Annotated in this window: 16 protein-coding genes; 7 read left to right on the top strand and 9 right to left on the bottom strand. The window is 72.5% G+C overall.

Going from position 1 to position 22,063, the window contains the following annotated elements; translation table 11 throughout:
- Positions 1 to 374: 374 nt before the first annotated feature.
- Positions 375 to 1,982: a DUF8823 domain-containing protein gene (locus QSK37_RS35305; protein ID WP_285629670.1), complete on the bottom strand. Its 1,608-nt coding sequence runs from the start codon at positions 1,980 to 1,982 to the stop codon at positions 375 to 377.
- A gap of 424 nt (positions 1,983 to 2,406) precedes the next feature.
- On the opposite strand from QSK37_RS35305, the gene QSK37_RS35310 reads away from it, so the two are divergent.
- Positions 2,407 to 5,412, top strand: a complete 3,006-nt coding sequence (locus tag QSK37_RS35310) for an FHA domain-containing protein (RefSeq protein ID WP_285629671.1) — start codon at positions 2,407 to 2,409, stop codon at positions 5,410 to 5,412.
- Positions 5,413 to 5,661: 249 nt separating this feature from the next.
- Here QSK37_RS35310 and QSK37_RS35315 read toward each other — a convergent pair whose 3' ends face one another.
- The 7 genes from QSK37_RS35315 to QSK37_RS35345 form a co-directional block, all read right to left on the bottom strand.
- Positions 5,662 to 6,717, bottom strand: coding sequence for a glycosyltransferase family 2 protein (locus QSK37_RS35315; protein WP_285629672.1), 1,056 nt, complete (start codon positions 6,715 to 6,717; stop codon positions 5,662 to 5,664).
- Positions 6,718 to 7,344: 627 nt separating this feature from the next.
- Positions 7,345 to 8,181, bottom strand: coding sequence for a TIGR02452 family protein (locus tag QSK37_RS35320; RefSeq protein WP_285629673.1), 837 nt, complete (start codon positions 8,179 to 8,181; stop codon positions 7,345 to 7,347).
- Between the two features lie 58 nt (positions 8,182 to 8,239).
- Positions 8,240 to 9,181, bottom strand: a complete 942-nt coding sequence (locus tag QSK37_RS35325) for a winged helix-turn-helix domain-containing protein (protein ID WP_285629674.1) — start codon at positions 9,179 to 9,181, stop codon at positions 8,240 to 8,242.
- Positions 9,182 to 10,058: 877 nt separating this feature from the next.
- Complete coding sequence (locus QSK37_RS35330; protein ID WP_285629675.1) at positions 10,059 to 11,060, bottom strand: agmatinase family protein; 1,002 nt, start codon at positions 11,058 to 11,060, stop codon at positions 10,059 to 10,061.
- A gap of 74 nt (positions 11,061 to 11,134) precedes the next feature.
- Positions 11,135 to 12,151, bottom strand: a complete 1,017-nt coding sequence (locus tag QSK37_RS35335) for an ROK family protein (RefSeq protein WP_285629676.1) — start codon at positions 12,149 to 12,151, stop codon at positions 11,135 to 11,137.
- A 327-nt stretch (positions 12,152 to 12,478) separates the two neighbouring features.
- The gene (locus QSK37_RS35340; RefSeq protein ID WP_285629677.1) at positions 12,479 to 13,879 is read right to left on the bottom strand and encodes an amidase; all 1,401 of its coding nucleotides are present in this window, start codon (positions 13,877 to 13,879) and stop codon (positions 12,479 to 12,481) included.
- The gene (locus QSK37_RS35345) at positions 13,879 to 14,853 is read right to left on the bottom strand and encodes a D-2-hydroxyacid dehydrogenase (RefSeq protein ID WP_285629678.1); all 975 of its coding nucleotides are present in this window, start codon (positions 14,851 to 14,853) and stop codon (positions 13,879 to 13,881) included. Before QSK37_RS35345 ends, QSK37_RS35340 begins: the two co-directional genes overlap by 1 nt.
- A gap of 242 nt (positions 14,854 to 15,095) precedes the next feature.
- Between QSK37_RS35345 and QSK37_RS35350 the strand changes: the two genes are divergently transcribed.
- From QSK37_RS35350 to QSK37_RS35365, 4 genes are read left to right on the top strand one after another with little or no spacing between them, the layout of a single operon-like run.
- Positions 15,096 to 15,590, top strand: a complete 495-nt coding sequence (locus QSK37_RS35350) for a DUF3830 family protein (RefSeq protein ID WP_285576957.1) — start codon at positions 15,096 to 15,098, stop codon at positions 15,588 to 15,590.
- 26 nt (positions 15,591 to 15,616) lie between these two features.
- Positions 15,617 to 16,366 carry a maleate cis-trans isomerase family protein gene (locus tag QSK37_RS35355; RefSeq protein WP_285630262.1) on the top strand — a complete coding sequence of 250 codons (750 nt, stop codon included), beginning with the start codon at positions 15,617 to 15,619 and terminating at the stop codon, positions 16,364 to 16,366.
- Between the two features lie 39 nt (positions 16,367 to 16,405).
- On the top strand, positions 16,406 to 17,128 hold the full coding sequence (locus QSK37_RS35360; protein ID WP_285629679.1) for a maleate cis-trans isomerase family protein: 723 nt from the start codon (positions 16,406 to 16,408) through the stop codon (positions 17,126 to 17,128).
- 2 nt (positions 17,129 to 17,130) lie between these two features.
- Positions 17,131 to 17,799: a GntR family transcriptional regulator gene (locus QSK37_RS35365; protein ID WP_285630264.1), complete on the top strand. Its 669-nt coding sequence runs from the start codon at positions 17,131 to 17,133 to the stop codon at positions 17,797 to 17,799.
- A gap of 357 nt (positions 17,800 to 18,156) precedes the next feature.
- Here QSK37_RS35365 and QSK37_RS35370 read toward each other — a convergent pair whose 3' ends face one another.
- Positions 18,157 to 19,626: an NAD-dependent succinate-semialdehyde dehydrogenase gene (locus tag QSK37_RS35370; protein WP_285629680.1), complete on the bottom strand. Its 1,470-nt coding sequence runs from the start codon at positions 19,624 to 19,626 to the stop codon at positions 18,157 to 18,159.
- Between the two features lie 153 nt (positions 19,627 to 19,779).
- Here QSK37_RS35370 and QSK37_RS35375 point away from each other — a divergent pair, with 153 nt between their 5' ends.
- Both QSK37_RS35375 and QSK37_RS35380 read left to right on the top strand, forming a co-directional pair.
- On the top strand, positions 19,780 to 21,030 hold the full coding sequence (locus QSK37_RS35375) for an aspartate aminotransferase family protein (RefSeq protein ID WP_285629681.1): 1,251 nt from the start codon (positions 19,780 to 19,782) through the stop codon (positions 21,028 to 21,030).
- Between the two features lie 57 nt (positions 21,031 to 21,087).
- Positions 21,088 to 21,540: a MarR family winged helix-turn-helix transcriptional regulator gene (locus QSK37_RS35380; RefSeq protein ID WP_285629682.1), complete on the top strand. Its 453-nt coding sequence runs from the start codon at positions 21,088 to 21,090 to the stop codon at positions 21,538 to 21,540.
- Positions 21,541 to 22,063 lie beyond the last annotated feature (523 nt).

Raw genomic sequence — 22,063 nt, forward strand, 5'->3', positions numbered from 1 at the left:
CGCGGCCGGTGGTCCACCAGCAGGGGGTGCCGCGGGGCAGCTGGCGGGCGGCGGTTGAACCGGTGGCGGTCGTGGACCGGGGCGTACGGCTTGGGCCGTCTCTCCGGAGGGGGCCGCGGGGAAGCCGGTGGCGGCGGCCGAGCCGGTGGTGGTCGGGGAGCGGGGCGTACGGCCGGGCTGGCTTTGGAGACCGTCTGGTCGGTGCCGTGCCGCTCGCGACCGGCAGGCCCTCAGCAGAAGGTGCCGCGTCGCCTCCAGAGGGGTGCCGCAGGGGAGCTGGCGGCTGTGGCCGAGCCGGGGATCGGGCCGTACGGCCGGGGTCGGACCTGGAGGACGGTCCGGGCGGTGTCGTGTCGTTGGCGACCGGTGGTCGCTCAGCAGGGGGTGCCGCGGGGGAGCTGGTAGCTGCCGCCGAGACGGTAGCGGCCGGGGACCGGGGCGTACAGCCGGGTCCAGTCGCCGGCCTGTGCCAGGCAGCCCGGGCCGCCGTCGCGTACGCCGACCCATGGCGACCATGGCACGCGGATGAGCACCCAGCCGCTGGACGGCACGTTGATGTCGAGTTCGCCGTCGTCGGCGCGGGCGACGGTGGCGGGCGGATCGGCCAGTGGCTCGGGGTCGGACAGCTCGTACAGGCGCCAGTTCGCGTCGTGCCAGATCTGCTTCAGCCACGGCTGCCCGCCCGCGACGATGCGAGCCTCCTCCATCGCCTGCCAGTCGGGCGTGGAGTCCGACAGCACCACGTAGCGCACGGCCCACTTCCTGAGCCAGGCGTGGTAGGTCTCGGGCGTGAGGGTGCCGTCGTAGAAGAGCGGGTTGCGGTCGACGTCGGCCTGGCGGTTCCAGCCGCGCGCCAGGTTCACCACCGGGGCGAACTCCGACGACTCCAGGTGGGTGCGCTCGGGCACGACCTCGACCCGGCCGCGGTCGGCGCCGACGTTGCGCAGCTCCGACAGCACGCCGGCGGTGTGGCCGTCGGGCGAGCCGGTGTTCACCACGTCGAACACCGGCCGGATCACCTGGGAGATGACCGTCGCCGCGAACGCGACGTACAGGATGGCGATCTTGCGTTCCATCGCCGCGGCCAGCATCACCGCGCCGCCGAAGAGCAGGGCGAGTCGGTCGACGTTGCTGCCCACCTGCGAGGGGATCAGCCAGGTGAGGACGGTGCCGACCGCGTACACCACCGCGCCGACGCGGACGTTGCGCCAGGACTTGGGCGCGTACAGCGCGAGGGCGATGGCGCTCGCCACCGGCGCCACGACGAGGAACCACGGGAACGGCTGCACGCCCTTGAACGGGAACAGCAGCGCCGACAGGCCGACGACGAACGGCGGCCCGGCCGCCACGGCGTACGCCGGCCGGCGCCGCCGCGTGAGGAACAGCGCCGCGGCCGCCACCTCGAGGAACAGCCCCGCCACCGGGCTCGCCAGCGTCGCCAGCACGCCGAGCGCGATGATGGCGGCGGCCCGCGGCGCGCGCGGCCCGCGTGCCGCGAACACCACCGTGATGGCGGCGAGGGCGAAGAACACGCCGAGGGCGAACGTCACCCGGCCGGACACGGCGTTGCACGACATCGAGAAGGCGCCCCAGAGCGCGGGCGGCAGCGGCCGGCGGATCTCCGAGCGCGTCAGGATCAGCGCGAAGAGGCCGGCCGACAGCGTGCCCGCGAGCACGCCGGTCGTGCGGACGCCCAGCAGGGCCATCAGGTACGGGGAGATCACGCTGTACGAGGCGGGGTGCATGCCGCCGTACCACGCGAAGTCGTAGGCCGAACCCGGATGCCGCAGGGCGAACTCGGCCCACGCGCTCTGGGCGGCGAGGTCGCCGCCGCCCCGGGCGAGGAACAGCGCCCACAGCAGATGCAGGATTCCGGCAATGCTCGTAGCGGCCACGACGGGGTGCAGCAGCCACCGCCGGTGGCGCACCGGTCGTGCCCGTAGCGCGTCGGCGGGGCGTGGCGCCTCCAGTGTGGCGGTCACAGCCCGGCCGCGCTCTCCGCTAGCCCGCGATGGGGCGGCTGGGGAGCGGGGGACATTCGGCCAATGATCAACGATCGCGGCCCAGAGGGCAAATCAAGCGAGTTGTGAAATCGGCTACATCACGCTTACCGCGGAATGAGGCATTGCGTTCCGCCGCCGTACGGGCGCCAAGGTGATCTTGAAGCCAGGGCAACGTCATCCAAGCGCGCACCAAGGGAAGGTCAAGCAACGGGAGACTCCCGTCCGCCCGATTCGGCGACGATCCGTGTTCGCCTGCCGGGAGATAGGGGCTAGTTGCATACTTTTCGAAGCATTGCCGCGTTTACGTGACAGGCCCTACGCTTTAGCGGCGGTCCTGGTGATGCGCTCCTCTTGACGCGCCGACACACGGGGCTTCGGGGTCGACGACGGGAAAGGCGATTTCGTGACTCAGCTTGTCGTGGAGAGCAACGGCGTTTCAGTGGCTCTGGATCCACGACGTTCCTACCGCGTCGGCCGCGATCCGGGCGCGGACATCGTCGTCTCGGTCGACGGGGTCTCGCGCACCCACGCCGTGCTGCGCTTCGAGGGCGGTCAGTGGATCCTCGAGGACGCGGGCAGCGCCAACGGCACGTACGACGGCGGCCGGCGGGTGCAGCGGCTCGTCGTGGCGCCGGGGAGCCAGGTACGGCTCGGCCACCCGGAGCAGGGCGTGCCGGTCGCCTTCCGCGCCGCGCCCGCGTCGGCGACGCGCGCGGAGCCCGGCACGGACCCGGCCGCCCATCCCGCTCCGGCGCAGGGAGGCTTCTCGCCGCACCCGCCCGGGCAGGTGTTCCCGCCGCCCGGCGGTCAGGGCCAGGCGCCGCCGCCCGCGCAGCAGCCGCCCGCCGGATACCCCGGCCAGGCCGCCGCGTCGGGGCCGCAGTCCGTGCCCCCGCCGTACGCCTCGCCGCCGGGTCAGGGTGACGGCACGGGCACGATGCCCCCTTATCAGCAGTCCGCGCAGGGCGGCGGCACGGGCGGGATGCCGCCGTATCAGCAGCCGGCCCACGGTGACGGCACGGGCGGGATGCCGCCGTATCAGCAGCCGGCCCAGGGTGACGGCACGGGCGGGATGCCGCCGTACCAGCAGCCCGCGCAGGGCGGCACCGGCGGGCTCCCGCCGTACCAGCAGCCCACCCAGGTGGGAGGTACGGGCACGATGCCGCCGTACCAGCAGCCCGCCCAGGGCGCGGGGGCGGCGCCGCCGTATCAGCAGCCGGCCCACGGTGACGGCACGGGCGGGATGCCGCCGTACCAGCAGCCCGCCCAGGGCGGCGGCACCGGCACGATGCCTCCGTACGACCAGGCCACGCAGTTCGGCGGTCCCGGCTCCATGCCGCCCGCCGCCCAGGGGTACGAGGCCGATCCGATCGGCTACCAGCCGACTCACGGCACCCCGCCGCCGCGGGCGCCGATGCCCACGATGAGCGGGCAGTACCGCGAGCCGACCAAGGTCCGCAACCTGGGCGGCCAGCAGGTCCTGCGCATCGGCCGGGCGCCCGAGAACGACATGGTCGTCGCCGACCTGCGGGTGTCGCGCCAGCACGCCGAGCTGCGGTCGTCCGGCGGGACGTACGAGCTCGTCGACGTCGGCAGCCGCAGTGGCACCTACGTCAACGGCCAGCGCGTCGAGCGCGCGATCATCGGCCCGAACGACATCATCGGCATCGGCCCGTCAACGTTCCACCTGGTCGGCGACGTCCTCACCGAGTACACCGACACGGGCGCGGTCAACTTCAGCGCGCACGACCTCACCGTCACGGTCGACAAGGGCAAGGTGCTGCTGGACCACGTGTCCTTCCCGCTCGGGGAGAAGTGCCTCGTCGCCGTCATCGGCCCCAGCGGCTCGGGCAAGTCGACCCTGCTGCGCGCGCTCACCGGCCTGCGGCCCGCCGACCAGGGCACGGTCTCCTACGACGGCCGTGACCTCTACCGTGACTACTCCGAACTGCGGTCGCGCATCGGCCTGGTGCCGCAGGACGACATCCTGCACACCCAGCTCACCGTGCGCCGCGCGCTCATCTACGCCGCCGAGCTGCGCTTCCCCGACGACACCCGCCAGCACGAGCGCAAGGCGCGGGTCGACGAGGTGCTCAAGGAACTCGGCCTGGACCACCGGCGCGACAACAAGATCTCGGCCCTGTCCGGCGGCCAGCGCAAGCGCGTCAGCGTCGCCCTCGAGCTGCTGACCAAGCCGTCGCTGCTGTTCCTGGACGAGCCGACGTCGGGCCTGGACCCGGGCCTGGACAAGTCGGTCATGCAGATGCTGCGCGGCCTCGCCGACGACGGCCGCACGGTCGCGGTGGTCACCCACAGCGTCGCGAACCTCGACATCTGCGACCGGTTGCTCGTCATGGCGCCGGGCGGCCGCATCGCGTTCTTCGGCCCGCCGAAGGAGGCGCTGCCGTTCCTCGGGTTCACCGACTGGGCCGACGTCTTCCAGGCGTTCGACGACCCGTCGATCGACTGGGGCGGCCGCTACCGCCAGTCGCCGGCGCATCAGAAGTACGTCACGGCCGACCTGGTCCAGCCGGTCGCGCAGGCGGGCCCGGTGAGCTACCAGCCGCCGCCCAAGCCGCAGAGCTGGCCCGAACAGCTGAGCACGCTGATCCGGCGCTACATCCGCAGCATCGCGGCGGACCCGTTGTTCCTCGGCATCACGGTGGCGCTGCCGATCATCATGGGCGCGGTGGCGCGCGTCATCCCGGCCGGTGACCTCACGTCGAAGATCCCGGGCTCGCAGGGCGGCGCGGCCAACCTCCTGATGATCCTGTGCATCGGCGGATGTCTCACCGGCGCCGCCAACGCGGTGCGCGAACTCGTCAAGGAAAGACCGATCTATCAGCGAGAACGCGCGGTCGGCCTGTCCAGATCGGCGTACCTCACCTCCAAACTGCTCGTGCTCGGTGTGATCACGATCGGTCAGGGCATCGTCCTCACTTTGGTCGCCATGCTCGGCGTCAACATGAGGGACAAGGGCGTGGTCACCTCCCCGATGCCCGAACTCATCGTCGCCGTCGCGCTGCTGTCCTTCACCGCGATGACGCTCGGCCTGCTCATCTCCGCGATCGTCAAGACCAGCGAGATGACGATGCCGCTCCTGGTGCTGACGACGCTGGTCCAGATCGTGTTCTGTGGAGCCCTCGTGCACCTGGACGGCAAGGCCGTCCTGGAGGAGATCGCCTGGATCGTGCCGGCCCGGTGGGCGTTCGCCGCGATGGCGGGCACGCTGGACATCAGCTTCCTGCTGCCGCACAAGCACGGGGAATCACCCGACCCGCTGTGGAAGCAGCAGTTCAGCACCTGGCTGCTGGACATGGGGATGATGGTGGTCCTCACCGTGGTGCTCATCTTCCTCGTGGAGCGGATGCTGCGCCGCCAGGAGCCGGAGGTCATGCGGAAGCGGTAGGTCCTCCCGCCACGCGGCGGCCTAAGCCGCGGGGTGGCGGCCCCGTCAGCGCGGAGGCCCTCGGCGCGTGACGAGCTCGCCGCCGCGTGACGGCCCCGCCGCGTGACGGGCTCGCGGCCGCTTGACGGGCTCGCGGCCGCTTGATGGGCTCGCCGCTGCGTGACGGGCTCGCCCCGTCACCGTTCGTCCCCGTCACCGTTCGTCGGCCGCGCCTGAGTATTTCCCGTGGACGTCTTCACGGAGGAAGCCTCAGGCGCGGCCTTTCTCGTAGATGACGAGCCCCCGGGACAGGTGCAGGGGGACGAGGATGAGCTCGACGATGAGGGCCTTCCAGGCGTAGTAGATGTTGACGGCCTTCGTCAGGTAGACGAACGGAACGTTGGCCATCACGCCCAGCACCGGAAGTCTTCGGCGCCTGGCGGCGTACAGCAGTGGCGGGACGGTGAACAGCAGCTCCGGCACGAGCCAGAACGTCAGGACGGTGCCCACGGATCGATGCATGCCCAGCGTGAGCACGAACGGCGTCGCCCACCACAGAGGCGCGGTGAAGATCTCGGCCAGGGCCAGGACGATCCAGACCGCGAGCATGGGTTTTCGTCTCACCAGGCCGCCGAGGTGGAGGCGGACGTTCTGGAAGAAGCCGGCCATCCACCGCCACACCTGCTTGCGGAGGTAGGTCAGCGTCTCCGGGTCGGCGGCCCAGGCCACGGCGTCGCCGACGTACACCGCGCGCCGGCCGGCGATCTGCATCGACCAGGTGAAGTCCATGTCCTCGACGATGGTGCGCTCGGGGAAGCCGCCGAAGCCGGTCAGCGTCGCCCGGCGGAAGGCCGAACAGCAGCCCGAGCAGACGACCGGGCTGTTCGCGCCGTTCTGGATCGGGCGGTTCCAGTGGAAGCCGAAGAGGTATTCGATGGAGCGGCCGCGCTCCCAGACGGTGCGGGTGAAGCGGGTCTGCACGTTGCCGGCCGCGACGACGACCTCCGGATCGTCGAAGGCCGGTTTGATCTTTTCGATGTAGTCCGGGGCGAGCACGGTGTCCGCGTCGACGGCCAGGACGAGGTCGGTGTCGCACGCGGGCAGCGCGTGGTTCTGCGCTTTGGCCTTGCTGCCCAGGTTGTGCGGCGGTCTCAGCACGGTCGCCCCGTACGCCGCGGCGACCTCGCCCGTCCGGTCGGTCGAGCCGTCGTCGACGACCACGACCTTGTCCGGCGGGACCGTCTGGCGGCGGATCGCCTCCAGGGTCGCGGGCAGGCCCGCCTCCTCGTTGTGGGCCGGGACGATCACGGTCAGTGTCGCGGTCACTTGTGCCTCCGGAACCTCGTGACCGCGCCGCCGGCGGCCACGGCCAGCCCGACGACCCCGTAGACGATGGTGCTGAACCCGATGAAGGGCAGGCCCCCGTGCATAGTCGACCCCTTCGCGATGCCGATGGTGGAGCCCGGCGGCGGGCCCGCTCACTCCGGTGAAAGGGAGGGCCCGCCGCTGGGCATGTTCGCCATGATGGGCTGCCGGAGACCGGCACGTCGATGGCCGTGGAGCGCCTGTGGATAACTCGCGCGTCAACGTGTCCGGCCCGCGAAGCCGGCCCCGATGTCACCGTCGCCAGGCCCGCGAGGCGGGTGCGTTCAGGCGCCCCGCGGAGGCGCGGCGCGGGTGAGCGGTTCGGGATGGCGGCTGCCGTTCGCTCGTGGTGGGGACGTCGCTCAGGCGGGGTCGGTCGTGGGGGTGAGGCGTTCGGGGAACGGGGCGCGGTTCGCGGAGATGGGGTGGGCGGTTCGGGATGGCGGTTGTCGTTCGCTCGTGGTGGGGACGTCGCTCAGGCGGGGTCGGTCGTGGGGGTGAGGCGTTCGGGGAACGGGACGCGGCTCGCGGAGATGGGGTGGGCGGTTCCGGATGACGGCTGTCACCCGCTCGCGGTCAGGACGCCGCTCAGGCGGGGTCGGTCGCGGGGGTGAAGCGTTCGGCGAACGCGGCGCGGTTCGCGGAGACGGGTGAGCGGTCCCAGACGGCGAAGACCACCTGCTCGAAGGCGGACGAGAAGGCGCCGCCGGCCGTCAGATGCGCGTGGAAGGCGCCCGCGACATCGTGCGGGTCGTTGCGGAACACTCCGCAGCCCCACGCGCCGAGGACCAGCCGGTGGGCGCCGTGGTGAGCGGCCACCGCCAGCACCCGCTCCGCGCGCCGGTGAAGGGTGCGCCGGATCGTGTCGCCCGCGGCGGGGTCGCGTCGCAGTACCTCGCCGGCGTTCGGCGCGGGCGAGGTCAGGAACGACACGGGGTACGGCTCGGCGAGCAGCCGTCCGTCGCCGCCCCGGTGCACCGGGACGTCGGGGGACCAGATGACGCGGTCGCTGTAGAGCAGGTCGGACGAGGCGCGGTGCGCGGCGTAGTAATCGGGGGCCTGGAGCAGGCAGGGATGCAACAGCGCGGTACGGCACAGGTCCTCCTCCTGCGCCCGGGCGCCGCCGAGGTATCCGCCTCCCGGGTTCCGCGCGGAGGCGAAGTTCAGCACGGCGATCCGCCCGCCGCCGGCGAGATGCAACCGCCGCGCCGCGCCCAGGCTGCCCTCCGCGGTCACCTCGAACGCCGTGCGGTGAGTTCCCGTGGGTACGGACAGCGCGCCCTCCGGGGGATGGCTCACCGTGCCGCGGATCGCCGCGTCGAGGGCGGGCCGTACGACGACGCGCGTACCGTTCTCGGCGGTGTACGCGCCGTCGGCGACGATCCGCGCGTTCACCGCCGCGACCTCACGCAGTCTGCTGCTCATCGTCCGCATCGTAGATCGTCGCCGTACCGGCGATCGACCGCTTTTCGGGCAGGGCCGGTCACTCGCCGGCCTGGGCGAGACCGCTCCTGTTCACCAGGTGGGGCCGGTAGGTGTAGCCCACTCGCCGTACGGTCGCGAGCTGGGAGCCCGCGCTGCCGAGCTTGCGGCGGAGGCGGTGGACGTGCACGTCGACCGTCCTGGTCGCGGCGTCCGCCGCCGGCCAGAGCGCCTGCATGAGCTCGGCCCGGCTGAAGACCTGCCACGGATGCTTCGTGAAGTGCACCAGCAGTTCGAACTCCTGGTAGGTCAGGCCGATCTCCCGGCCCCCTACCCAGACGCGCCGGGAGCGCTGGTCGATGCGCAGGGCCTGCGGCGGCGCGTCGTCATCTCGTACGGGCTCCGTCCCGCCCGGATCCGCCCACGGCCCCTTCCGTCCCGGAGAGTCCGATGGTGGGGACGCCTGGCCGGTGGGATCAGGCGAGGTCTCTTTCGCCGGGCCGGATGAGGGCCGGGCACGTACCCCGGAAGCCGGCAGGGGGGACCCTCCCGCGACGGTCAGCGGGGCGGTGTCCCGCCGTGTCTCGTCCGTCATCGGCGGCACCGGAACATGGCCTTCGGCGGACGTCGAGGCGTCGTCCGTGAGAAGCGTCTGGCTTTCGCCGGGAACGTGCGCGCCGTCGGCCGGGGCGTCATCCGTACTCGTCGCGCCGGCGGGGGCGCCGACCGTCGTCTGCGGGGGCGCCGGAGGGCAGGCGGGCCGGGTGTCGGCCGGGACCGCGGGAAACGCGCCCGGCAACGCGGCCGAGGCGGGGACGACGTGGGCCACGATCATCAGGACCTTCCCCGTGTCGGGGAGCGGGACCACGTCCAGGAGCGTGCCGTCCGCGGGGACCGTCTCCGCCGGGGCGAGAGCGTGGCCGCGGTGGAGACGCTCGCGGTAGCGGGCGTCCAGGTCGACGAGATGGCGCGAAGCCCGGTTCTGTGACCGGTGCTGGGTCATGACGAATCCTCTTCCTGCCAGGCGGGAGATCTAGCGGCGGGGCGAGGAGGGCACGCACAGAGCGCTGGCCTGCAGGCGAAGGTCGACATGCAGGCGCACCGTCAGGCGAACGTCATGGCTCACCCCTCAAGGTTGTGGCTGGATTCCCCGCTTTGTCAATCGATTAAGTGAAGTAAATATCGGGACCGGCTCCGGCCGGTGTGGAGCAGGCCCCTGGCCGAGTCCGGCGGCCGGCACGGGCCACACCGTCCGCCGGCCCCGGATCACCCCGGCACCGGCGAGGCCTACCACCGCGCGACCGGACGGGGCCGGGCGACGACGAACCCACCGCCGGGGAGACGCGCGGCCCGCCGCCTCGCGCCGGGCGGGGCGATCGCGCATCCGCCGTGCCGCGGCCGTGCGCCTGTCTGGCAGGGCGCCGCCGGCTGGTCGGGCGGAACGGCGGCGGTTCCACGGCATCGTGGCCGTGGGCGCCGACCGCCTGTTCAGCAGGGTGGGGGCGTGCCGCGTGATGGCTCGCCGGGCGGGTCGATCGTGCATCCGCTCCGCCGTGGCCGTGCGCGCCGAGTGCTTGTTCCGCAGGCCGGGAGCGTGCCTGGCCCTGGTTCCTCGGGCCGGGCCGCCGTGGCTCCGGGGTGCCGGGACCGTACGTGCCGAGCACCCGTTCCGCAGGCCGGGGGAGTGCCGGGGCCAGGTTGCCGGGACCGTACGCGCCGCGTGCCGCGAAGCGGGGGGCCGTCGGGTCCTGGTTCGGTGAGCGGGACGGTCGTGGGGCCGCTGTGCCGGGGCCGCGCGCGGCGAGCGGTCGTTCGATGATCGGCGCGTCGTTCACTAAGCCGGGGGTTTTCAGGCCCGCGCTCAAAGGTTCCCTCACCGGTCAGGGACCCTCCGGTGTCCGGTACGTGCGGCTTTCGCCGGGGCCCGTCGAGCGCGGGTCCAAGTAGTCCGGTTCGGTCAGGCCGATCCGTCGCATGGCCGTGCCCGTCAGCGCCTCCATCACCGCGCGCCGGGCCAGGAGGGCCGTGATGTCCGGGCCCACGTCGTACGGTGGGCTGACCTCCACCACGTCCATGCCGACCATTCCCACCTCGGCCGCCAGGCGCCGGATCGCCCACAGCACCTCGGCGCTCGTCAGGCCGCCCGGTTCGGGCGTTCCGGTGCCCGGGGCGTACGCGGGGTCGGCGACGTCCACGTCGAGCGAGATGTACAGGTGGTCGGCGGAGTCCAGTGCCTCGTCGACCGCGCGTTCGAGCACCGCACCGAAGCCGTCGAGGTGGATCTCGGCCATGAAATGCGTCCGGAGCTCGTGAGACTCCATCCACTCCAGGACGGGCGGCTCGGGCCAGTATCCCCGCAGCCCCACCTGCACGAAGTTGCGGCCGGGCACCGCGCCGCTCTCGATCAGCCGCCGCATCGGCGTGCCGTGGCCGTACAGCGAGCCCTGCATGTCCGGGGCGGTGTCGGCGTGGGCGTCGAAGTGCACGATGCCGACCTTGCCGTGCCCGTACGCGTCGGCCACCGCCGTGGCGGCGGGCCAGGTGACCCCGTGGTCGCCGCCGAGGATGATCGGGATCGCGCCGCCGGCGAGGATCTCGGCGACGAACGCGCGGACGTTCTCGTACGTGCCCTCCACGTCGCCGATCAGCACCTCGGCGTCGCCGTAGTCGGCCAGGACGAGGTGGTCCAGCGGGTTCACCCGGACGCCGAGGTGGGTGATGTGCCGCGACCCGGAGATGTAGTCGCCCTGCCGGATCGCGCGGGGGCCCAGGCGGGTGCCGCTGAGGCCGGACGCCGTACCGTCCCACGGCACGCCGCCGACCGCGACGTCCACGTTGCCGGCCCGCAGGTCCTCCGGGGTCAGGCACACCGGGGCCTTCATGAACGTTTGGACACCGCTCCACTCCAGCTCCGATGAGCGGTTGACGCGCATGGGCCCGTGCGGCCGCGGCGGGGTCACGGCGCGGAGGCGTCGCGGGCGGCGATCGCGGCCCCCCGGGCGCCGGCCATGTCCAGGTCGGGGACCAGGGCGAACGACGCGACCCGCTGCTGTTCCTCCCGCAGGACGGTGTGCTCGCGCACCTTGTCCAGGAACCACTCGCGGAACTTCGGGCCCGTCTCGACCACGCCGCCGCCGATGAAGTACGCGCTCGGGTCGGTGAAGTTGGCCGCGATCGTGAAGAGCCGGCCCAGCGCCATCGCCTGCTGCTCGAAGATCTTCAGCGCGAGAGGGTCGCCGTCCTCGCCGAGGGAACGGACGAGCTTGGCGGCCTCCAGGACCGGCACGCTCGCCAACTCGTGCCCGGGGAAGCGGGTCAGCCAGTACGGGAGGAGGTTCGCGGCGATGCCGGTCAGGGAGGCGACGCTCTCGGCGTCGGCGCCGAACCCGCAGTTGCACATCGGCAGCGGCTGTCCCTCATCCAGCAGCCCCTGCATCGGGATGTGCACGTGCCCGAGCTCGCCCGCCATGCCGGCCGCCCCGCGTACGACCTGGCCGGACTCGATCACGCCGCCGCCCAGGCCGGTGCCGACGATGGCCGAGATCGAGGAGTGCTTCGCGGCCTCCGTGCCGAAGTGGGCGTGGTGGGCGTAGAGAGCGGCGGCGTTCCCGTCGTTGTTGTAGACGACCGGCAGGCCGAGCCGCTCCTCCAGCGCCGTACGGACGTCAAAGCCCCACCAGGCCGGCTGCGGGAAGTTCGTCGCGCCCTTGGAGGAGATCACGCCGTCGGCGCTGGCCGGGCCCGGGGTGTCCAGGCCGACGGCGCGGACCCGCGACCGCTCGACACCGGTGAGGGCCAGGATGCCGTCCAGGGCCTCGGCCAGGGCGCCGACCGCGATCTCTGGGCCCTCGGTGACGCGGCTGGGGATCTCCACCAGCCGGTCGACGAGGAACTTCCCCGACGAGTCGAGCACCGTCGCGTTGTTGCAGGTGCCCCCGTTGTCCAGGCCCACGACGACCCACGTGTCCGGCATTCTTCGCTCCTTATCCGAGCCCTCGACCGTGTGCGCGTCGAGGGCGGCCCGCCTCGTCGTACCACGCCTAGTGCCTGTCGGCGATGCCTCCACGCACGCCGGCGGCACGGACGGCCCGTGACGCGGGGTTCGCCTCGCGGCCGGACGATCCGCCGAGCGGGGAGTGCGGCACGGCGTCCGGGGCGGGCGGCTGTTCAGGGCCTGATGCCCGGTCCGCGATCTCCATCACGTCGTCCCCTTCAGCGGCCGCACCTGACTGTTGCGCCCTCATATTAGGGGTCTGGACCTGCTGAGCCCAGCTTTAGGAGGTGTGAGGCAACAAATGGTTCATTGGGGAGAATCGCCGGCGCCCGGGCGGCGGTCGTGCCAGGGGCGGGCCTGCTCGAAGGCACGGCAGGCCGCCAGGACGCGGGCGTCCGCGTGGCGCGGGCCCACGACCTGCAGGCCCACCGGCAGGCCGGCCGAGGTGAAGCCGCACGGCACGCTGGCCGCCGGCTGCTGGGTCATGTTGAACGGGTAGGTGAACGGCGTCCAGCTCGTCCACCGGGGCGACGGCCAGTCCGGCGGCACCTCACGGCCGGCCTCGAACGCCGGGATGGGCAGCGTCGGGGTGAGCAGCAGATCGTAGTCCTCGTGGAAGGCGCCCATCAGGCGGCCCAGCTCCATCCGGCACGCGGTCGCCGTGAGGTAGTCGAGCGCGGAGTGCCGCGCGCCCTGCTCGGAGATCTCCCGCAGGCCCGGGTCGAGCAGCTCGCGCCGTGCGGGGGTGAGCGACTCCACCGACTTGGCGGCGCCGGCGAACCACAGGACGTGGAAGGCCTCCACGGGGTCGGCGAAGCCCGGGTCGGCCTGCTCCACCCGCGCGCCGAGGTCGGTGAAGACCGCGGCCGCCTTCTCGACGGCGGCCGCCACCTCGGCGTCCACCGGCGCGTACCCGAGTGTCGGGCTGAACGCGATCCGCAGGCCTCGCACGTCGACCGGCGCGGCCGGGACCGACGGCGGCAGCGCGGACCAGTCGCGGCTGTCGGGCCCCGAGATGACCTCGAGCAGCAGCTCGGCGTCGGCGACGCTCCAGGCGATCGGGCCCACGTGCGCGAGCGTGCCGAACGGGCTCGCCGGGAAGTGCGGCACCCGCCCGTACGTGGGCTTGTGCGCGAAGACGCCCGTGAAGCCGGCGGGAATGCGCACCGAACCGCCCCCGTCGGTGCCCAGGGCGAGCGGCGCCATGCCCAGGGCGACCGCCGCGGAGGCGCCTCCGCTGGAGCCGCCCGGTGTCCGCGAGGTGTCCCACGGGTTGCGGGTGACCCCGGTCAGCGGATTGTCCGTGACGCCCTTCCAGCCGAGCTCGGGCGTCGTGGTCTTGCCGACGATCACGCCGCCGTGCTCGCGCACGCGCGCGACGGCGGGGGAGTCGTCCGGCCACGGACCGTCCGGCGCGATCGTGCGCGAGCCGCGGAGCGTCGGATGGCCGCGGGTCAGCAGGACGTCCTTGACCGAGACGGGGACGCCGTCGAGCAGCCCGAGCGGCTCGCCGCGCCGCCAGCGCTCCTCCGACGCGCGCGCCGCGTCGAGGGCCTCGTCGGCGGTGACGAGGCAGAACGCGTTGACCGACGGATCGGCCTCGGCGATCCGCGCCAGGACGGCGGACGTGGCCTCGACCGGAGACAGGCTCCCGGCGCGGAAGGCGGCCAGCATCTCGCTCGCGGTGAGGTACGCGATCTCGGCCATCAGGTCCCTCTCGTGACGTAACCCAGCTTCTTGTCGACCACATTCACCAGCGGACGTCCGTCCCGGTAGCGGCCCAGGTTGTCGAGGAAGAGCCCGGACAGCTCGTCGCGCCAGCCGATCGTGTCGCCCGACATGTGCGGGGAGACCAGGACGTTCGGCAGGGTCCAGAGCGGCGAGGACTCCGCCAGCGGCTCGGTGGCGAACACGTCCAGCGCGGCTCCGGCGATGCGGCCCTCGGACAGCGCGTCGACCAGTGCCTTCTCCACCACGAGTCCGCCGCGGCCGACGTTGATGAGCCGGGCGGAGGGCCGCATCCGGGCCAGCGCGCCGGCGTCGATCATGTCGCGGGTGAGGTCGGTGAGCGGCGCGGCGAGCACGACGTAGTCGGCGTCGGCGAGTGCCCGGTGCAGCTCGCCGAACGGCCGTACCTCACCCAGGTCCGGGTCGCCCGTACGGCCGGTGCGGCCGAGGCCGGAGACCGCCATGCCGACGGCGGACAGGCGGCGCCCGATGGCCCGGCCGATCGGGCCGGTGCCGACGACCAGGACGCGGGCGCCGGTGATCCGCTCGGTCTCGCGGTGCCGCCACTCACGCCGGTCCTGCAGACGCACCGTGGTGTGCAGGTCCTTGGCGAAGCTGAGGACCACGCCCAGGACGTACTCGGCGATCGGCTCGTCGAAGACGCCCCGCGAGTTGGTGACCACGACGTCGCTCTCGACGAGGCCGGGGAACAGCAGCCGGTCGACGCCGGCGCTGGCGATGTGCACCCACCGGAGCGCGTCGGCGTGCGGCCACGCGGCGGCGACGGCGTCGGACCAGAAGTCCCACAGGAAGAGCACCTCGGCGCCCGGCAGTGCGTCCGCCAGGCCGTCCGCGCGGGTGCGCCGGACGTCGGCGAGCCGTCCGATGGCGGCCAACCGGGGCGGCGGGACGTCGCCTTCCAGCACGAGAACGGCCGGATTCCGCGTGGTCACAGCTGACGCTCCCGTGCGTATTCCGAGGTCACCAGGGGCATTGACACGCTAGGCAGACTTCGTATGATTGTCAACAATCAGCGCACGAGCTGAACATGTGCTGCAAGACCGTCGCAACCTGAACCCACCCCGGCCACCATCACCCGGACCAGAGGCCAGGACGGATCCCAAGGCGCCCGCAGGGAAAGTCATCGGGGTGAGCGACGTGCCTCACCTCGACCATGTGCAGTGGGAGGTCTGGCATGCCGAGACATATCAAGATCACGCTGGAGCGCCGCGGTGTGTCGTGCGTCGCGGAACTGCTCGACAAGGACGCGCCCCGCACTTGCGAGGCGGTGTGGCAGGCGCTTCCGCAGGGCGGCGACATCTACCACGCCAAGTACGCCCGTAACGAGGTCTACACCATGGTCGAGCGCTTCGCCGCCGAGGAGCCCGGCCTGGAGAACCCCACGGTCACGCCGATCCCCGGCGACGTCGTGTACTTCTCCTTCAACGGCGGCATGCTCGACCGGCGCTTCAAGGAGGAGAAGGGGATCGACGCGCTTCCGGGCGTGATCGACATGGCGATCTTCTACGGCCGCAACAACCTGCTCCTCAACGGCGACGTGGGCTGGGTGCCGGGCAACGTCTACGCCACGATCGTCGAGGGCCTGGAGCCGATGGCCGAGGCGTGCAACGACGTGTGGCGGTCGGGCAGCGTGGGCGAGCGCCTGCTGTACCAGCGGTACGAACGGTGAGTGCCGACGCACCCGCGGGCGGTCCGATGGACGTGGTCGTCGACTTCGAGCTGGTCGCCCAGGTGGGCGTCGGCGTCGTCGCGCCCTTCGACTTCGCCCTCGACCGCGAGCTGTGGCGATGGGCGCCCGACCACGTGTCCCTGTTCATGACCCGCCTGCCCTTCGTGCCGGTGCCGGTGACCATCGAGATGGCCTCGGCGCTCGCCGACGTCGACACCGTACGCCGGGCGACGCGTGACGTGCTGGCGCCGGAGCCGCTGGTCGTCGCCTTCGCCTGCGCCTCGGGCAGCTTCGTGCACGGGGCGGAGGGCGAGCGGCTGCTGAGCCGGAGCATCCTGGACGCCGGCGCGCCCGCGGCCACGACGACCTCCGGCGCGCTGGTGGAGTCGCTCCGGCTCCTCGGCGTCAGCAGGATCGCGGTCGTCACGCCGTACATCGACAGCGTCACCGACCGGCTGCTCACGTTCCTCGGCGAGCACGGCATCGAGACCGGGTCGAGCGTCGGGCTCGGGCTGATGAACCACATCTGGAAGGTCGGCTACTCCGAGGTGGTCGCCGCGGTACGCACGGTCGACCGGCCGGACGCCGAGGCGATCTTCATCAGCTGCACCAACGTCCCGACGTACGACATCATCGCGCCGCTGGAGCGGACGCTCGGCAAGCCGGTGCTCACCGCGAACCAGGTGACGATGTGCTCGGCACTGCGGGCGATGGGCGCCGAGGCGATGGGCGCCGGTCAGTGGCTCGTCGAGGCCGCGCGCCCCACCGCCGCATGAAGCGGTAACTTGTAAACAATCTGCCAAACTGGAGAGAAGATGGGCCACACGGTCGGGATCCTTTACCCGGGATTCAGTGCCGAGGACGACTACCCGCTGATGGAGCGTGTCCTGGGCGACGTGAGCCTGCCGGTGGTGCACACGCTCATGCGTGAGGACGCGCACCGTGTGGACGCCCTGCTCGACATCGGCGGTCCGGACGTACTCGCGGAGGGCGCGCGAAAGCTGCGCGCCCTCGGCGTGGGCACCGCGATCTGGGCCTGCACCAGCGGCAGTTTCGTCTTCGGCCGGCAGGGTGCGGCCGAGCAGGTCGCCGGGGTCGAGGAGGCCGCGGGCGTGCCCGCCTCCAGCACCTCGTTCGCCTTCGTGAACGCCGCCCGGCATCTCGGCGTACGCCGGGTCGCGGTGGCGGCGACCTACCCGGCGGACGTGGCCGAGCGCTTCGCCGGCTTCCTGGACGAGCACGACATCGAGGTCGTCGCGCTCTCGTGCCGGGGCATCGTCACCGCGGCCGAGGTCGGCACGCTGGGCCGCGACGACGTCCTCGGCTTCGTCGCCGCCAACGACCACGCCGACGCCGAGGCCGTGCTGGTGCCCGACACGGCGCTGCACACCGTGGCGTGGCTCGACGACCTCGAAGAACGACTGGGCAAGCCCGTCCTCACCGCGAACCAGGTGAGCGTCTGGGAGGGGCTTCGCCTCGCCGGTGACCACGGCCTGCGTACCGGAGCGGGCTCCCTCTTCCGTACGGAGGCGACTTGACGATGGGACGGCTGGGCGAGCTCGAGCCCGTACCCCGAAGATCTACCGTTGAGATCATCTCAGACGAGCTGCGATCCGCGATCATGTACGGATCGCTGGCCCCGGGCTCACAACTCGGCGAGGCCGACCTCGCCGCGCGCCTCGGCGTCAGCCGCGGGCCGCTGCGCGAGGCCATGCAGCGCCTCGTCCAGGAGGGCCTGCTGCGCAGCGAGCCGCACCGCGGCCTGTTCGTGATCACCTTGGCCGAGGACGACGTCGAGGACGTCTACCTCGCCCGCCTGGCCATCGAGCGCGCCGCCTGCCGGATGATCATGGCGCGCAACCGGGGCGAGGCGCTCGTCCGGCTCACCGAGGCGCTCCAGGCGCTGGTGACGGCGGCCGGGGAGCGCGACCGCATCGCGATGAGCGACGCCGACCAGGCCTTCCACCAGGTGCTCGTCGCGTCGTCGGGAAGCCCGCGCCTCGAGCGCATGGCCCAGACGCTGCTCGTCGAGGCCCGCATGTGCCTGAACGCCCTCCAGGAGAAGTACCCCGAGCCGGACGACCTGGTCGAGGAGCACCGCAAGCTGGTCGACGCCATCAGCGACGGCGACGAGGAACGCCTGCTGCGGCTCATCGAGGAGCACATGACCGACTCCATCGAGCGCCTGCGCACCGTCCCTGAGGACTGAGCGTGGGTGGTGTCGTCCGTCGCCGGATCGGGTGCCCGAGGGCGCGTCGTCCGATCGCCGCCGCTGCCGCCTGGTGGCGGGTGACGGGGCGGTCGGTGGTGGTGAGGGGCTTCTGTCAATGCTGGGCGCCCCACTTGATGGTGTAGGCGGAGTCAAAGGCCGTCAGCGAGGCCACGCCCGCCCTCTCACGACCTCGACCAGGCTGCCCGACATCACGAACACGACCTCACGCACACTCGCGCACGCTCATCCGAGCACAGCTCACAACCTCCCGCGACGCCGAGAGAAAGCCGTTCCGTGGAACCGCCGGGCCGCCGCCCTTCCGGGCGGCGGCCCCTGAAGCCGGCCCTCGCAGCCTCAGCCCATGGCGACGTACTTGGTCTCCAGGAACTCCTCGATGCCGACCTTGCCACCCTCGCGGCCGAGGCCCGAGTGCTTGACGCCGCCGAAGGGCGCCGCCGGGTTGGACACCACGCCGCGGTTGAGGCCGACCATGCCGGTCTCGAGCGCCTCCGACACCCGCAGCGCCCGGTCGAGGTCGCGGGTGTAGACGTAGGCGACCAGGCCGTACTCGGTGTCGTTGGCCCACGCGAGGGCCTGTTCCTCGGTGTCGAAGGCGGTCACCGGGGCGACCGGGCCGAAGATCTCCTCGTGGCGCATGCGCGCGTCGGCCGGCACTCCCGACAGGACGGTCGGCGGGTAGAAGTAGCCCGGACCGGCCGGCGCCGACCCGCCCGTACGGATCGTCGCGCCGCGGCTCACCGCGTCGTCCACCAGCGCGGCGACCTTCTGCCGGCCCGCCTCGTCGATGAGCGGCCCGACCTGGTTGGCCGGGTCGAGGCCGGGGCCGACGGTCAGCCGGCCCATCCGCTCGGCCAGCCGCCGGGTGAACTCCTCGGCGATCGGGGCCTCGGCGTAGAAGCGGTTCGCGGCGGTGCAGGCCTCGCCGATGTTGCGCATCTTGGCCAGCATGGCGCCCTCGACCGCCGCGTCGAGGTCGGCGTCGGCGAAGACGATGAACGGGGCGTTGCCGCCCAGTTCGAGTGAGACCCGCAGCACCTGGCTCGCGCTCTGACCGAGCAGCAGCCGCCCGACCTCCGTGGAGCCGGTGAACGACAGCTTGCGGATCCGGCCGTCGCGCAGCAGCGGTTCGACCAGCGGGCCGGGGTCCGAGGTCGGCACGACGTTGAGCACGCCGTCGGGCAGCCCGGCCTCGCGCAGCACGTCGGCGAGGGCCAGCGCGGACAGCGGCGTCTGCTCGGCCGGCTTGAGCACCATCGTGCAGCCGGCCGCGACGGCGGGTCCGATCTTGCGGGTGCCCATCGCCATCGGGAAGTTCCAGGGCGTCACCAGCAGGCTCGGGCCCACCGGCTGCCGCATGACGAGGAACCGGCTCCCGCCGTCCGGCGCGACCGCGTGGTCGCCGCCGATGCGTACCGCCTCCTCGGCGAACCACCGGAAGAACTCCGCGGCGTAGGCGACCTCGCCCAGCGACTCGGCGATCGGCTTGCCCATCTCCGCGGTCATCAGCGCGGCGAACTCCTCGCGGCGCGCGAGCAGCAGCGCGTGCGCGCGGCGCAGGATCTCGCCGCGTTCGCGCGGCGCCGTGGCCGCCCAGGACGCCTGGGCCGCGACCGCGGCCGCCAGCGCCGCCATGCCGTCGGCGGGAGTCGCGTCGGCGACCGAGCACAGGGTCTTGCCGGTCGCCGGGTCCTCGACCGCGAAGGTGCCGCCCGCCTCGGCGTCACGCCACGAACCGCCGACGAACAGCCCCTTGGACACGGACTCCACCGCCGTACGGGCCGTCTCGAACGCGCCTTCGCTCATGAGCCCTCCTTCGTCGGGGGAGTGACCAGGCGCACGTGCTTGCCGGTTCGCTCGCTTCGCTCGCTCATGGAGCCCTCCTGACCTGCGTCTGGACAATGCCTTTGGAGCATGCTTGCATATCATCATATTGTCAACAATCTTCAGGAGCGACCCATGGCGCAGTTGTCCCCGGTTCTGACCCAGGCCACGCCCGTGCTGGCCGCCCGCGGCGAGGGCGTGCACCTCTACGACGAAGACGGCCGCCGCTACCTCGACTTCACCGCCGGGATCGGTGTGACGAACACCGGGCACTGCCACCCGCGCGTCGTACGGGCCGCGCAGGAGCAGGTCGCCACGCTCATCCACGGCCAGTACACGACGGTGATGCACCGCCCGCTGCTCCGGCTCACCGAGCGCCTGGGCGAGGTGCTCCCGGAGGGCCTGGACGCGCTGTTCTACCTCAACTCCGGCAGCGAGGCCGTCGAGGCGGCGATCCGGCTGGCCCGCCACGCGACCGGCCGGCAGAACATCGTCGTCTTCCACGGTTCCTTCCACGGGCGCACCATGGGCGCCGCCTCGCTGACCACCGCCGGCACCAAGTTCCGCGCCGGCATCGGCCCGCTGATGCCCGGGGCGGCCGTCGCGCCGTTCCCGCAGGCGTACCGGTACGGCTGGAGCGAGGAGGAGGCCACGCGCTTCGCGCTGCGCGAGCTGGACTACCTGCTCGCGACGGTCAGCCCCGCGCAGGACACCGCCGCGTTCGTGGTCGAGCCGGTGCTCGGCGAGGGCGGCTACATCCCCGCCCCGCCCGGGTTCCTGGAGGGGCTGCGCGAGCGCGCCGACCGGCACGGCGGCCTGCTCATCGTCGACGAGGTCCAGACCGGCTTCGGGCGCACCGGGCGGTTCTGGGGGCACGAGCACGCCGACGTACGGCCGGACGTGCTCATCACGGCCAAGGGCCTGGCCAGCGGGTTCCCGCTGTCGGCGATCGCCGCCCCGGCCGAGCTGATGGGCCGCGCCTGGCCGGGATCGCAGGGCGGCACGTACGGCGGCAACGCCGTGGCGTGCGCGGCCGCGCTGGCCACACTGGACGTCATCCAGGACGAGGGACTGGTGGCCAACGCCGACGCGATGGGCCTTCGCCTGCGCGACGGGCTGCGCAAGGTCGCCTCGGCCCATCCGGTCATCGGCGACGTACGCGGCCGCGGCCTCATGCTGGGCAGCGAGTTCGGCACCGGGGGCGAACCGGACCCCGCGGCCGCCCAGCGGGCCCAGCGGGAGGCGGCACAGCGCGGGCTCCTGCTGCTGACCTGCGGCGCGTACGGCAACGTCGTCCGGATGATCCCGCCGCTGGTGGTCGACGCCGCGCAGATCGACGAGGCCGTGCAGATCTGGTCCGAGGCGGTCGCCGCGGCGGTGGAGTGAGGAGACCACCCCTCGCCGACATAAGGGCGCTGACCCGCCCAAACTAGAATCGTGTTCGTGACTGAGACGCGATGGCTGAACGCCGATGAGCAGCGCATCTGGCGTGCGTATCTGAACTCGCACCGGCTGCTGCTCGACGCCATCGACGCCCAGCTGCGCCGCGACTCGGGCCTCCCGCACGCCTACTACGAGATCCTGGTCCGGCTGTCCGAGGAGACCGGCCGGGCCCTGCGGATGACCGAGCTCGCCGACGCCACCCGGATGTCGGCGAGCCGGCTCTCCCACGCCATCGCGCGCCTGGAGGAGCGCGGCTGGGTACGCCGGGAGAACTGCCCGACCGACCGGCGCGGCCAGATCGCGGTGCTGACCGACGACGGCTTCACGGCGCTGGAGGCCGCCGCCCCCGGGCACGTGGAGACCGTCCGCAGCGTCATCTTCGACACGCTCGACGCCGACCAGGTCCGCCGGCTCGGCGAGATCAGCGAGATCCTCGCCCGTCGGCTGACCTGACGCTCACCGGGGTGCGCCGGACATATTCCGTTGTGGGGGCGGACGCACGACCCTAAGGTCACCGGCATGTCCCTACGCCTTCGGATGCGTCAAGCCCTGCCCGAAGCGATGCGCGCCCGCGACAAGGCCGCGGTGAGCGCCCTGCGCTCGGCGCTCGCCGCGCTGGACAACGCCGAGGCGGTGCCCGTGGACGGATCCGGGCCACACGGCCTCCAGCAGTCGCCCGTCGGCGTCGGCGCCACGGAGGCGGCGCGACGCGAGCTGAGCGAACGGGCCATGGCGGACATCGTGCGCGCGGAGGCCGGTGAGCGGCTGGAGATGGCGGCCCGGCTGACGGCGCCCGCGCAGGCGGACCGGGCGACGCGGCTGCGTGCCGAGGCCGCCGTGCTGACGCGCTTCCTCGACGGCCCCGACCCGAGGGGGCCCGCCGCCCTCAAAGGTCCCGGTGCGCTGATGACCGGCGTCGCCGCGGTCGTCAGCTCCGGGGCCGGGTTCCCCGAGGGCGGCCGGCTGACCGTGGTGG

It is taken from the genome of Actinoallomurus iriomotensis (assembly GCF_030269445.1).
Lineage (GTDB): Bacteria > Actinomycetota > Actinomycetes > Streptosporangiales > Streptosporangiaceae > Actinoallomurus > Actinoallomurus iriomotensis.

Coding starts and splice junctions, on each gene's coding strand:
- QSK37_RS35320 (WP_285629673.1), bottom strand. CDS start 8,181: ATGAGCAGCAGACTGCGTGAGGTCGCGGCGGTGAACGCGCGGATCGTC.
- QSK37_RS35325 (WP_285629674.1), bottom strand. CDS start 9,181: ATGACCCAGCACCGGTCACAGAACCGGGCTTCGCGCCATCTCGTCGAC.
- QSK37_RS35330 (WP_285629675.1), bottom strand. CDS start 11,060: ATGAAGGCCCCGGTGTGCCTGACCCCGGAGGACCTGCGGGCCGGCAAC.
- QSK37_RS35335 (WP_285629676.1), bottom strand. CDS start 12,151: ATGCCGGACACGTGGGTCGTCGTGGGCCTGGACAACGGGGGCACCTGC.
- QSK37_RS35340 (WP_285629677.1), bottom strand. CDS start 13,879: ATGGCCGAGATCGCGTACCTCACCGCGAGCGAGATGCTGGCCGCCTTC.
- QSK37_RS35350 (WP_285576957.1), top strand. CDS start 15,096: ATGCCGAGACATATCAAGATCACGCTGGAGCGCCGCGGTGTGTCGTGC.
- QSK37_RS35355 (WP_285630262.1), top strand. CDS start 15,617: ATGGACGTGGTCGTCGACTTCGAGCTGGTCGCCCAGGTGGGCGTCGGC.
- QSK37_RS35360 (WP_285629679.1), top strand. CDS start 16,406: ATGGGCCACACGGTCGGGATCCTTTACCCGGGATTCAGTGCCGAGGAC.
- QSK37_RS35365 (WP_285630264.1), top strand. CDS start 17,131: ATGGGACGGCTGGGCGAGCTCGAGCCCGTACCCCGAAGATCTACCGTT.
- QSK37_RS35370 (WP_285629680.1), bottom strand. CDS start 19,626: ATGAGCGAAGGCGCGTTCGAGACGGCCCGTACGGCGGTGGAGTCCGTG.
- QSK37_RS35375 (WP_285629681.1), top strand. CDS start 19,780: ATGGCGCAGTTGTCCCCGGTTCTGACCCAGGCCACGCCCGTGCTGGCC.